10 protein-coding genes and 1 pseudogene are annotated in these 11,703 nt (G+C 70.7%); 5 read left to right on the forward strand and 6 right to left on the reverse strand.

Features of this window, described 5'->3' with window-relative positions:
* The first annotated feature begins 69 nt into the window (after positions 1 to 69).
* The 3 genes from IG08_RS0138530 to IG08_RS0138540 all read left to right on the forward strand — a co-directional run bounded on the left by IG08_RS0138530 (position 70) and on the right by IG08_RS0138540 (position 4,023).
* Positions 70 to 1,194 carry a GNAT family N-acetyltransferase gene (locus IG08_RS0138530; RefSeq protein WP_030614110.1) on the forward strand — a complete coding sequence of 375 codons (1,125 nt, stop codon included), beginning with the start codon at positions 70 to 72 and terminating at the stop codon, positions 1,192 to 1,194.
* Positions 1,195 to 1,299: 105 nt separating this feature from the next.
* Positions 1,300 to 2,508, forward strand: coding sequence for a DegT/DnrJ/EryC1/StrS family aminotransferase (locus tag IG08_RS0138535; protein WP_030614113.1), 1,209 nt, complete (start codon positions 1,300 to 1,302; stop codon positions 2,506 to 2,508).
* A 54-nt stretch (positions 2,509 to 2,562) separates the two neighbouring features.
* The gene (locus IG08_RS0138540; protein WP_030614116.1) at positions 2,563 to 4,023 is read left to right on the forward strand and encodes a glyceraldehyde-3-phosphate dehydrogenase; all 1,461 of its coding nucleotides are present in this window, start codon (positions 2,563 to 2,565) and stop codon (positions 4,021 to 4,023) included.
* A gap of 60 nt (positions 4,024 to 4,083) precedes the next feature.
* Here the strand turns inward: IG08_RS0138540 and IG08_RS0138545 are convergent, their stop codons facing one another.
* From IG08_RS0138545 to IG08_RS0138555, 3 genes are all read right to left on the reverse strand, one after another.
* A complete protein-coding gene (locus IG08_RS0138545) occupies positions 4,084 to 4,632 on the reverse strand; it encodes a hypothetical protein (RefSeq protein ID WP_106981104.1) in 549 nt (182 codons plus the stop codon).
* 16 nt (positions 4,633 to 4,648) lie between these two features.
* Positions 4,649 to 5,302: a class F sortase gene (locus tag IG08_RS0138550; protein WP_063757813.1), complete on the reverse strand. Its 654-nt coding sequence runs from the start codon at positions 5,300 to 5,302 to the stop codon at positions 4,649 to 4,651.
* Between the two features lie 191 nt (positions 5,303 to 5,493).
* The gene (locus IG08_RS0138555) at positions 5,494 to 5,853 is read right to left on the reverse strand and encodes a hypothetical protein (RefSeq protein WP_030614125.1); all 360 of its coding nucleotides are present in this window, start codon (positions 5,851 to 5,853) and stop codon (positions 5,494 to 5,496) included.
* A 244-nt stretch (positions 5,854 to 6,097) separates the two neighbouring features.
* On the opposite strand from IG08_RS0138555, the gene IG08_RS0138560 reads away from it, so the two are divergent.
* The gene (locus IG08_RS0138560; protein ID WP_030614128.1) at positions 6,098 to 8,104 is read left to right on the forward strand and encodes a GDSL-type esterase/lipase family protein; all 2,007 of its coding nucleotides are present in this window, start codon (positions 6,098 to 6,100) and stop codon (positions 8,102 to 8,104) included.
* Between the two features lie 318 nt (positions 8,105 to 8,422).
* On the opposite strand, the gene IG08_RS0138575 is transcribed toward IG08_RS0138560, so the two are convergent.
* Positions 8,423 to 10,063 carry a thiamine pyrophosphate-binding protein gene (locus IG08_RS0138575; RefSeq protein ID WP_030614131.1) on the reverse strand — a complete coding sequence of 547 codons (1,641 nt, stop codon included), beginning with the start codon at positions 10,061 to 10,063 and terminating at the stop codon, positions 8,423 to 8,425.
* Positions 10,060 to 10,848 (reverse strand): cyclase family protein, encoded by a 789-nt coding sequence (locus tag IG08_RS0138580; protein WP_030614134.1) that lies wholly within the window; start codon positions 10,846 to 10,848, stop codon positions 10,060 to 10,062. Before IG08_RS0138580 ends, IG08_RS0138575 begins: the two co-directional genes overlap by 4 nt.
* 69 nt (positions 10,849 to 10,917) lie before the next feature.
* On the opposite strand from IG08_RS0138580, the gene IG08_RS0138585 reads away from it, so the two are divergent.
* Positions 10,918 to 11,505, forward strand: a complete 588-nt coding sequence (locus IG08_RS0138585; protein WP_199820982.1) for a hypothetical protein — start codon at positions 10,918 to 10,920, stop codon at positions 11,503 to 11,505.
* A 59-nt stretch (positions 11,506 to 11,564) separates the two neighbouring features.
* Here the strand turns inward: IG08_RS0138585 and IG08_RS59405 are convergent.
* A pseudogene (locus tag IG08_RS59405) lies at positions 11,565 to 11,703 on the reverse strand (intradiol ring-cleavage dioxygenase); the annotation flags it as partial.

Raw genomic sequence — 11,703 nt, forward strand, 5'->3', positions numbered from 1 at the left:
TCCTTGCCGGCACTTCCATCGGCAGGACGCGGACATCGCGTCGTGGGGGGAATTGGGGGGCGGTCGCTCATGCGGTCCAGGAACAGTGAGATCACGATCCACAGACCCGAGGGGCTGAGCACCGAGCTCCGCCGGGCCTGGCACCGGGCGATGGACGATTCGCCGGACTACGCCAACCCCTTCCTGGCACCGGAGTTCGCGGCCGGGGTCGGCAGGTACCGCGCGGGGGCGCGGGTGGCCGTCCTGCACGAGCACGCGGAGCCGGTGGGCTTCCTCCCGTACGAACGCAACTCCTTCGGCGTCGGCCGGGCCATCGGACTCGGCCTCTCCGACGCCCAGGCCCTCGTGCACCGTCCGGGGGTCACCTGGGACACGCAGGAACTGCTGAAGGCCTGTGGGCTGTCCGTCTTCGAGTTCGACCACCTGGTCGAGGAGCAGAAGCCCTTCGGCCGCCATGTCACGGGGACCTTCGCCTCACCGGTCATCGACCTCAAGGACGGGGACGGCGACGACAGTTACGCGGAGTGGCTGCGCGGCGCGTACCCCGGGCTGGCCAAGACGACGCTGAAGAAGGAGCGCCGGCTGGCACGCGACCTGGGCGAGATGCGGTTCGTCTTCGACGAGCGCGACCCGCGGGCGCTGCCGACGCTCATGCGGTGGAAGTCCGCCCAGTACCGCCGGACGGGCCGGATGGACCGGTTCGCGCGGCCGTGGATCGTGGACCTGGTGAACCACCTGTACCAGGTCCGCGAGGAACACTTCACCGGCGTGCTGTCCGTGGTGTACGCGGGTGACCGGCCGGTCGCCGCGCACTTCGGGCCGAGATCACGCACGGTGTTCGCCCCCTGGTTCACCGCCTACGACCCCGAGCTCCGCTACTACTCCCCCGGCCTGATCATGCACCTGCGGATGGCGCAGGCCGCGGGCCGGGACGGTGTGCGGCTCATGGACCTGGGGCGCGGCGACAAGGAGTGGAAGGACTGGCTCAAGACCCGCGAGCTGCGGGTCGGCGAGGGTTTCGCGACCCGCCCCCACCCGGTCGCGGCGGCGCACCGGCTGTGGCGCAGGCCGGTGCGCGGTCTGCGGAACACGGTCCTGGCCCACCCCGGACTCAGGGAGCCGGCCGACCGGCTCCTCAAGACGGTCGGCACGCTGCGTACGTCGAGCGGTCGGGCGGACTCCCGGGCAGGCTGACCGGCCTTCTCACGCACGGCCGCTCCCGCCGTCTCCCCCACCGACGCGAGCGCGCCGTGCGCCCTCCCAACACGCCTCGCCCACCCTTCGGGGGAAGGGACGACCATGCCGTACGGCTCGCGGCTCGCCGCGACGATGACACGGCGACTCGGACGTCCGTGCGTCTACACACCCTCGGCCCGGCTGGCGCTCTACCTGGCGCTGCGGCGCTGGTGCCGGCCGGGCGCACGGGTGCTGATGTCGCCGGTGAACGACGACGTGATCCTCTTCGTGGTCCTCGCGGCCGGGCTGCGCCCGGTGCAGGCCCCCGTGTCCGTCCAGGACGGCAACATCGACGTGTCCGCCGTACCGGAGTCGACCTGGCGGAACGTGGACGCCGTCCTGACCACCAACCTGTACGGCATCCCGGACCGGGTCGTCGAACTGCGGCGGCGCTGCGAGGAGTTGGGGATCCCCCTGTTCGAGGACGCGGCGCACGCGATCGGCACCCACGTGGCGGGACAGCCGATCGGGACCTTCGGTATGGCGGCGGTTTTCAGCCTCTCCAAGCACGTGGCCGGGATGGCCGGCGGTTTCCTGGCCGTAGAGGACGAGCGCACGCGACGGGAGCTGGAGCTGCTGCGCGACGACCTCCTGGTGCCGGGCCGTCTGCGCGAGGACCTGGCCACGACACTGCGGCCGCTGGCGCGTTCCGCCGCACGCGGTCTCCACCTGGTGCATCCGGTGTGGCGGACGATGCAGCGCCTCGGGCTGCTGGAGCGCGACGCCTTCCGCATGGACCTGCACGCCCTGCGGCTCGCCGCCTCCGCCCGCGAGGCGCCGAGCCTGGAAGCGTACGAGCCCTGGGTGCGCGTCGACCTGCACAGCTTCCGGGCCCGCCACGGAACCCTCGTCCGCGGCCAGCTGGCGCTGCGGATGGCCCGGCTCGACGAGGACCTCGCCCGGCGCCGGGCCGGGGTCTCGCTGCTGTCGGACACGGCCTGGGCCACCCCTGCCCTGCGGGACCGGGCGGCGCACGACGGCCCGCACGCCCTCTTCCGGGTGCCGCTCCTGGTCCACGACCGCGACGCCCTCGTGGAACGCCTGGTGAACCACGACGTGGTCACGGGGTACATCTACGACCCCCCGCTCGACGACTACGCGGGCGCGGAGTTCGTCGAACCGTCCCCCGACCCGAAGGCCGCCCGCTGGTTCGCCGCGCACGTGCTCCCCGCCGATCCGCTCCTCGCCCGCAGGATCATCAAGGCCTTCGCGAGAGAACAGGTGGCCGGCGCGCACCCCTGGGCCGCTGCGGTCGGCCGACCCGGTGAATGACCGAAAATCGATCGGGTTAGCATATGAGCGCCGTCTAGCTCGAAAGAGATTCCTGTGACTGTCAAGGACGACTCGTTCACCGACTGGAAGAACCGCGAGGAGATCGCGGAATCGATGATCCCGATGATCGGGAGGCTGCACCGGGAGCGGGACGTCACCGTCCTGCTGCACAGCCGTTCCCTGGTGAACAAGTCGGTGGTCAGCATCCTCAAGACCCACCGGTTCGCCCGGCAGATCGCGGGCGAGGAGCTCTCGGTCACGGACACGCTGCCCTTCCTCCAGGCGCTCACCACGCTCGACCTCGGCCCGTCCCAGATCGACATCGGCATGCTCGCCGCGACGTACCGGACCGACGACCGCGGCCTGACGGTTCAGGAGTTCACCGCCGACGCCGTCGCCGGTGCCACGGGCGCCAACAAGATCGAGATCGAGGGGGGCGAGGGACGTGACGTCGTCCTCTACGGCTTCGGCCGCATCGGCCGCCTCGTCGCCCGCCTGCTGATCGAGAAGGCCGGCTCCGGCAACGGTCTGCGGCTGCGCGCGATCGTGGTGCGTGGGGGCGGCGGCCGGGCCTCCGAGGATCTCGTGAAGCGCGCCTCGCTGCTGCGCCGCGACTCCATCCACGGCCAGTTCCAGGGCACGATCACGGTGGACGAGGCGAGCAGCACGATCTTCGCCAACGGCAACGCGATCAAGGTGATCTACGCGAACGACCCGTCCGAGGTCGACTACACGGCGTACGGCATCAACAACGCCATCCTCATCGACAACACCGGCAAGTGGCGCGACCGCGAAGGCCTCTCCCAGCACCTGCGCCCGGGCATCGACAAGGTCGTCCTGACCGCGCCGGGCAAGGGCGACGTCCCCAATATCGTGCACGGCGTCAACCACGACACGATCAAGCCGGACGAGCAGATCCTGTCCTGCGCCTCCTGCACCACCAACGCGATCGTCCCGCCGCTGAAGGCGATGGCGGACGAGTACGGCGTGCTGCGCGGCCACGTGGAGACGGTCCACTCGTTCACCAACGACCAGAACCTGCTGGACAACTACCACAAGGCCGACCGCCGCGGCCGCTCGGCGCCGCTCAACATGGTCATCACCGAGACGGGTGCCGCCTCCGCCGTGGCGAAGGCACTGCCCGACCTCAAGGCGCCGATCACCGGCAGCTCGATCCGGGTCCCGGTGCCCGACGTCTCGATCGCGATCCTCAGCCTGCGGCTCGGGCGCGAGACCGACCGCGAGGAGGTCCTCGACTACCTCCGCAACGTGTCGCTGACCTCGCCGCTCAAGCGCCAGATCGACTTCACGACGGCCCCCGACGCGGTCTCCAGCGACTTCATCGGCTCGCGCCACGCCTCGATCATCGATGCGGGTCCCACCAGGGTCGACGGCGACAATGCGATCCTCTACCTCTGGTACGACAACGAGTTCGGCTACTCCTGCCAGGTGATCCGGGTCGTCCAGCACGTCTCCGGCGTGGAGTACCCGACGTTCCCGTCCCCGGCGGTCTGACCTCGGCGCACCACCTCGACCGACGCCCCGCTTCCCGGCGGGGCGTCGGTCGCGTCGGCATCAACGGCGGATGTTCTCCACCTCGCCGAAGCCCTCTCCCTCGTACCACCGAAGCCGCGTCAGCCACTCGGTGGAGGAGTTGGTGAAGGTCAGGCGCCGCGCGTCGCCGTCGGCGGTGGCCTTCTCCCAGCCGTCGAAGTCCTTGGTGACCTTCGTGTCCCAGTGCGTGAGGCCGGCGGTGCCGACCGCGGCGATCGACTCGTCCGGCGGGTCTCCGTCCGCGCAGTAGTAGCCCCAGTTTGCGATGACCGCGACCGTGTCGCCGAACGCCTTGAGGCCGAGGCTCTGGCAGGCGTTCGACTGGGTCGCGTACACGATGCGCGGCTTGCTCCACGCCCCGCCCTCGGCATCCTGGTGCTGCTCGAGCACCCCGCGCCCGGCTGCGTACGACACACCCACACGGCGGCCGTCCGCCAGCTTGATCTCCTCGTCGAACCGGGCGTGCGTGGGCGAGGCACCCGTGGCGCTGTCGTCTCCCCCGGCTCCCGGCCGCCCGCAGGCCACCACTATCACCGCACCGGCCAGAGCCAGCCACCGAGCACCGCGCATGCGTATGTCCCTCCCGTCAGACCAGGTGGGCGAAGACCACCAGGTTCGCGGTGTAGTCCTTGACCTTGCGGTCGTAGTCTCCCGCGCAGGTAATCAACCGGACCTGGGCCCGCGGGGTGTCTGCGTACACCCGTTCGCTGGGGAAGTGATCCTTGTCGAAGGTCTCCACGCTGTCGACCACGAAGTGCGCTCTGCGCCCGTCGGCCCGCTTCACGGAGAAACGGTCCCCCTTCTCCAGTCCGTCGAGGTCCGCGAACACGGCCGCGGACGTCTTCGTGTCCACGTGCCCGGCGATCACCGCGGTGCCCGCCTCACCGGGGGACACCCCCTTGGCGTACCAGCCGACGAGGTTGGTGTCGGCGGCGGGCGGGGCTTCGAGCCGGCCCGAGCGGGCGATGGCGAGGTCGGTGAAGGGGGCGTCGACCGAGATGGTGGGGATGAGCAGACGGGTCGGCCTGGAGCGCGGGAGGTGCTTCCCGGGTGGGGCTGACCCGGCGGCGGGCGCGGCGTGCGGCGCGCGGCTGGTGTCGGACGACTCGTCAAGTCCCCCGACCAGGCTCACTGCCAGCACCAGGGCGGCCACACCCCAGAACACGGTCGCGCCTTTGCGGAGTCTCCGTTCGGGGGGCGCTGAATCGGCATCGACGGAGGAAGGTCGGCCGGCTGCCATCGGACATCACCTCACTCGAGCGCCCCACAGGGGCGCGGGGCTGTATCGGCATGCGGCTGCGCCGCGTGGGCGCGACCAGCCACGACGCACCCGCAGCAGACGCACAACCAGTCCAGCGAAGCGCTACCGCGGGGCCGCCGCCGCGCAAGGCACGCGTACGGCGACCCCGCGGTCGCTATGGCCGGCATCGGTCAGGCCACGCCTTCGGCGACCTTGTTGCGCCGCAGGACGTACACACCGGTGCCGATCACCGCCAGCACGGCCAGACCGCCCGCGGTGACACCGGTGGTGGCGAGGGCGCCCCCTCCGGTGTGCATCCCGCCGCGCGGCTTGTCGTGGTCGGTGCTCCAGGGATCCCCGCCGCCCCGGTAGGTCTCCGGGTCGTGTTTCGGATCCTTGGCGACGCCCCAGTCGTCCTGGCTCACCGCGGACGGGGCTTTCGTGCCGTAGGACGAGTCGTCACCCGTCACATCGGCGTGGGCGATGGGTGCCGCGATCGCGAGAGCGGCCGTGGCGGTTGCGGTGGCGAGCAGTATGCGGACAGAGCGCATCGTGGAGTCCTTCCGTCGCAGCCGGGCAGCTGACCTCTCGTCACCTGTGCGGAACCCGGCCCTGACGTGATCCACCGTCAGCGAGCCCGCGCCATCGCACCATCCGGGGGCGTTCACTCGGGTTACCACGGCTGCCCCGGGGTCTCCTGAGCGCCCGCGATCCCTTGACGCTCAACCGTTTCGTTGCTTCCCTCGAAAGGCTGATTATGGGAGCGCTCCCACCCCACCCGTGAAAGGGATCCCCATGCCGACCACCCCCCACGACGTCCCCTTACGCCACGTCAGACGCACACTGCCCGCCGTCCTCACGGCCGTTCTGCTCGCCTGTCTGCTCTCCTGGGCGGGCGGCTCGCCGGCGCAGGCCGCACCCGCTGACGGCTCGGTGTCCGACCCCAACATCGTCTACGTCGGACGCTGGGACACCACGTCGAGCACCGCGGCCGTGCCCGGCTGGACCGGCGCGTATCTGCAGACCGCGTTCACCGGCACCACGGTGAAGGTGAAGGCCAGGGACGCGGTCAACTTCTACGTCAGCATCGACGGCGGACCCGACGTCTTCCACGCGGGCGTGCGCGGCACGGTGAACCTCACTCCGCAGCCGCTCTCCGCCGGTACCCACACCCTGCGGATCTCCTACCGCTCCGGCGACACCGTCTTCCAGGGCCTGGTGCTGGACTCCGGGGCGAGCACGGTCAACCCGAACACGCCGTCCGGGCTGGTCGAGTTCGTCGGCGACTCGATCACCGCCGGGGCTCTGACCGACCGGCTGGCGCTCGACTCGTACGCCTGGAAGACCGGCGAGCAGCTGGGGATGCGCCACACCCAGATCGCCCGCTCCGGCTACTGCCTCGTCGCCCAGTCCGGATGCACCGGTCTGAGCACCCAGTTCTTCAGGACGGCCAGCACGGGCAGTCAGAGCTGGGACTTCTCCCGCTACCAGGCGAACGCGGTCGTCATCAACCTCGGCACCAACGACATCGGCCACGGAGTGTCGGGCGCCGCCTTCCAGTCGGCCTACACCTCGTTCCTGAGCGACCTGCGCGCCACGTACCCGAACGCGCACCTCTTCGCGGTGCAGACGCTCAAGAAGCGCTACGTCGCCGAGACCAAGGCCGCCGTCGGTACCCGCAACAGTGCCGGTGACGCCAAGGTGCACTACGTCGACACCACGGGCTGGCTCACCGACGGCACCGACTACGAGGACGGCAACGGGCACCCCAACGAGGCCGGCCACACCAAGTTCGCGAACCGGCTCGCCCCGGTCATCGGCGCCCAACTCGGCGGCACCGCCCGCAAGTCCGCCGCGGCGGCCGCTCCCGGTCAGCCCGGCGACCCCAACCTCAAATTCGTCGGCCGCTGGGACACGCAGAGCTCCAGCGCCGCCTACACGCCTTACTGGGCGGGCGCGTACTACCGCATCGGCTTCACCGGCAGGACCGTCAAGCTCAAGCAGCGGAACACGATCGATCTCTGGGCGCGGATCGACGACGGGCCCGCGACCTTCCACAACGACGTCAAGGGAACGGTGGACCTGACCCCGTCGCCACTGGCCTCCGGCAACCACACCCTCCAGGTCAACTACCAGGTGGTCGCGGGCTCTTACCACGGTGACGCCGTCTTCCAGGGAGTGACCCTCGACAGCGGGGCGACGACGTTCGCACCGACGTCCCCGGGCAAACTCGTCGAGTTCGTCGGCGACTCGATCACCGTGGGGACGACGACCTCGCAGAACGCCCGTACCGCGTACGGCTGGTTGATCGGCGAGCGGCTGGGCACCGAGCACACCCAGATCGCGCAGGGCGGTGCGTGTCTGGTCGCCACGGCGGACGGATGCGTGGGCCTGGAGCAGCAGTTCGGCAGGCTCAACCCGAACGCGGCCACGCCCGACTGGAGTTTCTCCCGCTATCAGGCGAACGCGGTCGTCATCAACCTCGGCACCAACGACGTGGGGCACGGGGTGAGCACGACGCAGTTCCAGTCGGCGTACACGAGTCTTCTGCGCAAGGTTCGTGCCGCCTATCCGCAGGCCTGGATCTTCGCACTGGAGACGTTCCGGGGGCGGTACGTCCCGCAGACCGAAGCGGCCGTGCAGACGGTCGTCTCCGGCGGTGACTCCCGTGTCTCCTTCGTCGACACCACCGGCTGGCTGGGCTCCGGCGACCTCACCGACTCGGTGCACCCCAACGACCAGGGCCACCGCGCGATCGCCGACCGTCTCGCACCGGTCATCGCGGCGCGCATCGGGTCCTGACAGGTTCGGGTCCTGACAGGTGAAGTGCGCGACTGCCATGCCGAGTTCGGGAGGTACTCATGCGACGACTCACCAAGCAGTTGAGGGCATGGCTGGTCGTGCTGGTCCTGCTCACCGGGGGTTTCGCGGCCCTCGCGCCGTACAGCGGAGGCGGGTGACGTCATGGGCGAGTTCATGCGGAGGTCCGCGAGGAGGGCGCGGGTGAGGCTCGTCCTCACCGTGCTCGTCCTGCTCGCGGGAGGGTTCGCGGCCCTCGCACCGGTGAGCAACGGACCGTGACGTCGTACGGGGCCCACGCGGGGCCCCGTACCCGACCGCTCAGTGTCCGCGGAACGCCTCCTCCAGCCACCAGGCCCCTTCGTCCTTGACCACCTTGGCGTCGATGAGCAGCGGCGCGGAGCGTGGCCCGGCGACCCAGTCCTCGACCGGCTTCAGGTCGGTGCGCGTGCGCACGGTGACCGCCTCGAAGCCGTATCCCCGCGCCACGGCCGCGATGTCCGTCGGCGGGAACTCGACCGTCGTGAGCGGATGTCCGTCGGGGCCGAAGTGGTGGACCTCCGCTCCGTAGGCGTCGTCGTTGTAGACGACGACCACCATCGGCAGCCCGAGCCGGCGTACGGTGTCGAGGTCCGCGGCGCCCATCAGTGCGCCGCCGTCCCCGAGGGCGGCCACCGGGAGCCGGTCCGGCTGGGCGAGTGCCGCGCCGATCGTGGTCGAGAGTCCCAGGCCGATCGACTGGAACGCCTGGGTGAAGCAGAAGCCGTTCTCGTCCGGCACCGACAGGTAGGCGCTCGGGTAGCCCATGAAGTTGCCGGAGTCCACTCCGATCACCCGCTCCGCGGGGAGGATGTCGTCGAGGGCGATGCTCAGGGTGCGCGGGTCGATCCGCTCGCGGGTGCTCGTGTCCTCGTACGGGACGTCCCGTAGGTGCACACGGGCGGCGATGGCCTCGGCGATGTCGGGGGTTCGGTAACCCTGGCGTTGCCCGCCGCCCGTCTCCAGCACGGCTCGCGCCGTGAGTTCGACGTCGCCGGTGACTCCGAGACGCACCTCCCGGTGCGCGCCGAGTGCCGACGCGTCGTCGTCGACCTGTACGACGGTCGCGTCCGGCCCGATCAGGTTGCCGTGCCGCATGGTCCACATGTTCAGCGCGCAGCCCCAGCCCACGATGAGGTCCGCGCCCTGGATCAGCTCGGTCGTCAGGGGCGACGCGAAGCCTCCGGACACGTCGAGCGACCACGGACTGCCGTGGAACAGGCCGCGCGCCACGGCCGACGTCGCCAGGAGCGCGCCGTAGCGCTCGGCGAGGGACGTGAGGGCGTCCCGGGCGCCGGGCGGGCGTGATCCGCGGCCGGCCACGAAGACCGGCCGCCGGGCTTGGCCGAGCGCCCGTGCCAACGCCGTCACGTCGGCCGCCGCCGGCGCGACCGCCGGCCGCCGCGGTGGTGGCCCGGCCTCTGTCAGGACGCCGTCGGGCACGTCCAACGCCTGTACTCCCAAAGGGACGTTGAGAAGTACGGTGCGCCGTTCGTGCACAGCGCGTCGGACCGCGGCGAGGGCCTGGCCCACCGCGTCCTCGGCCGATGCGACCCGTAGCGGGACCGCGCCCACCGCCTGCGCCAACGCCTCCTGGTCGACGTAGAAGTTGGACCTCGGCTCGGTCACCTCGGCCGCCAGTACGAGCAGCGGCGTACGGCTCTTGGCGGCCTCGGCGATGCCCGTCAGGGCGTTCGTCAGACCGGGACCCTGATGGACGCTCAGGGCAGGCACCGTGCCGCTCATGCGGGCGTACGCGTCGGCCATCGTCGCCGCGGCGCCTTCATGGCGTGCGGCGACGTAGCGCGAACCTGCCGCGACCATCGCGTTGGTCAGATGGAAGTTGCCCGATCCGACCACGCCGAAGACCTGGCCGACGCCGGCCGCGGTCAGGGCCCGTCCGACGGCCTCGGCGACCTTCATGAGCGCTCCACCAGCGCGAGCACCCGCGCGGGAGAGCCGGACCCCGCGACGATGGGCAGCGGCCCCGCGATGACGACGGAGCCGGTGGCCGGCAGCGCCGCCAGGTTCTGCAGCTGGGTCAGCCCGTATTTGTCGCTGCCCATGAGGTAGGAGTGGCAGGGGAAGGCCGGGTCGAAGGAGTGGCCGCGTCCGGCGTCGGTGCCCACCGTCTCGACTCCGAGGCCGATCACCGGCGACTCCTGGGCCACCCAACGCGCGCATTCCGGGGACAGGCCGGGGGTGTGCGGGCCGTTCTCGTCCGCGTTGAGGAACGCCTCCTGCGCATGCGAGCGGGCGTCCCAGCCGGTGCGCAGCAACAGCCAGCCGCCGTCGGGCAGCGGACCGTGCTTGGCCTCCCAGGCCTGCACGTGCTCCACCTCCACGAGGAAGTCCGGGTCCTTCTCCGCCTCGGCGGTGAAGTCCAGTACGGCGGCCGGTGCGATCAGCCGATGCGCCGGCACGGACGCCACGTCGGCGAGGTCCTTGCCGGTCACCCAGTGGTTCGGGGCGTCGAAGTGGGTGCCGGTGTGCTCACCGCTGCGGAAGTTGTTCCAGTACCAGGCCGGGCCCCGGTCGTCGTACCGGCTGATCTCCTCCAGCTCGAACACCGCGGTCTGGCCGAACTGCGGCGGCAGCTGGATGACCGGTGTCGTCGACGACAACGGCGAGGTGAGGTCGACGACTTCGATCGATCCACCCCGCAACGCGGACACCAGCGAAGCGAGGACCGACGGCTGCTCGGGCATGGGGGCCTCCTGGGACGATACGGAACTCCCAGCATGGCAGGGGTATGTGACGGCTGCTCAGGTGTATCCATGGACGGTTCCGTCGACAATCCGGATGAGGCAGGTGGGGGCACGGTGCTCGACAGGGGTGTGGCCGCGGGGGCGGCGATGGTGTGCGCGATCGGTGTGCTGGGCGGCTGTACGTTTTCTTCCGGCGGCGGTTCGGTGGAGTCGGCCGATACCGCGGTCAGCACGGTGACCGCTTCCTCCGACTCCCCGTCGCCTTCGCCCTCCACCGCGGTCTCGGCTTCCAGGAGTCCGTCGCCGGTGCCCGTCACGGGGCCCGATCAGAAGCTGGTCACGATGGCCGTCACCGGTGGCTACGCCGGCGTCCACCAGGAACTGATCCTCCGGGGTGACGGCACCGTCCACACCAGTGACAAGGGGCAGCCCGTGGTGCGGCGCACCAGCGCGGCCCAGTTCAAGGAGCTGCGGACGCTGCTCGGGGATCCGGCTCTCGCCGAGGTCCCCTCGTTCACGATGAACATGGGTGCGGCCGACATGTTCCAGTACACGCTGCACCTCAACGGCCGTACGGTCATCACGGACCGCTCCTCCGACGACCACCCCGCGCTCGACCGCCTCATCCAGGCCCTCAGCGACCTGCTTCCCGAGTGAACCGGCTCCCGCCGCGAAGCCGGCCGCAGGAAGGTGACCCGCGGCCGGCCGTCGGGCGGTCAGGCCGAGTTCACCCCCACCGTCAGCGTCGCCGCGTACCCGTCGGAGACGCTGGAGCCCAGCGCGGTCAGGGTCAGCAGGCCGGAGGAGGCGCCACCGTCGTCGTAGATCGAGTCGTCCTCCAGCAGGGTCTCCTGG

The organism is Streptomyces fulvoviolaceus (genome assembly GCF_000718165.1).
Classification (GTDB): Bacteria; Actinomycetota; Actinomycetes; order Streptomycetales; family Streptomycetaceae; genus Streptomyces; species Streptomyces fulvoviolaceus.

Coding starts and splice junctions, on each gene's coding strand:
- IG08_RS0138545 (WP_106981104.1), bottom strand. CDS start 4,632: ATGCGCGGTGCTCGGTGGCTGGCTCTGGCCGGTGCGGTGATAGTGGTG.
- IG08_RS0138555 (WP_030614125.1), bottom strand. CDS start 5,853: ATGCGCTCTGTCCGCATACTGCTCGCCACCGCAACCGCCACGGCCGCT.
- IG08_RS0138575 (WP_030614131.1), bottom strand. CDS start 10,063: ATGAAGGTCGCCGAGGCCGTCGGACGGGCCCTGACCGCGGCCGGCGTC.
- IG08_RS0138560 (WP_030614128.1), top strand. CDS start 6,098: ATGCCGACCACCCCCCACGACGTCCCCTTACGCCACGTCAGACGCACA.
- IG08_RS0138580 (WP_030614134.1), bottom strand. CDS start 10,848: ATGCCCGAGCAGCCGTCGGTCCTCGCTTCGCTGGTGTCCGCGTTGCGG.
- IG08_RS0138530 (WP_030614110.1), top strand. CDS start 70: ATGCGGTCCAGGAACAGTGAGATCACGATCCACAGACCCGAGGGGCTG.
- IG08_RS0138550 (WP_063757813.1), bottom strand. CDS start 5,302: ATGGCAGCCGGCCGACCTTCCTCCGTCGATGCCGATTCAGCGCCCCCC.
- IG08_RS0138535 (WP_030614113.1), top strand. CDS start 1,300: ATGCCGTACGGCTCGCGGCTCGCCGCGACGATGACACGGCGACTCGGA.
- IG08_RS0138585 (WP_199820982.1), top strand. CDS start 10,918: ATGGACGGTTCCGTCGACAATCCGGATGAGGCAGGTGGGGGCACGGTG.